The sequence below is a fragment of the Pseudomonas sp. QS1027 genome, assembly GCF_002814235.1.
In the GTDB taxonomy this organism is placed as follows: Bacteria; Pseudomonadota; Gammaproteobacteria; order Pseudomonadales; family Pseudomonadaceae; genus Aquipseudomonas.
The window spans coordinates 1-577 of the sequence record NZ_PHSU01000075.1 but is presented as its reverse complement, the minus strand read 5'-3'; the positions used below and the strand labels follow the sequence as shown (position 1 = coordinate 577).

The window sequence follows — 577 nt, the reverse complement described above, 5'->3', positions numbered from 1 at the left end:
CGTTCGGTTGCGTTGCCGCGGAAACCCCACATCGAGGTGCTGGAATATTCACCAGCTTCCCTTTCGCTATACGGGGCAAAAGCGCCCCTTTGAAACGGAACTTCCCTATAGCTTAGGATCGACTGACCCACGTCCAACCGCTGTTCACATGGAACCTTTCCCCACTTCGGTCCTTCAAGTTCTCATTGAAGTATTTGCTACTACCACCAAGATCTGCACTAGAGGCCGTTCCACCCGGACTCACGTCCTAGGCTTCGTCACCGACCTCCACGTCCGCCTACTCCTCGACGCGCCGAGCCCGCGCCGAGGGCGAGGTATGGGTGGGACGCTTGAGCGCCATCCATTTTCAGGGCTAGTACATTCGGCAGGTGAGTTGTTACACAGTCCTTAGCGGATTCCGACTTCCATGGCCACCGTCCTGCTGTCAAGATGTACTAACACCTTTTGTGGTGTCTGATGAGCGTCCACTCCGGCACCTTAACCTCGCGTTCGGTTCATCCCGCATCGCCAGTTCTGCTTACCAAAAATGGCCCACTAGTGTTGTTTCTTTCCAGCGTCCGCGGCCAAGCAAGTAACG

At 55.8% G+C, this 577-nt stretch carries 1 rRNA gene; it reads right to left on the bottom strand.

The annotated features are described in order from the left end of the window. Positions 1–577: ribosomal RNA gene (locus tag CWE01_RS33720) — 23S ribosomal RNA — on the bottom strand; the annotation flags it as partial.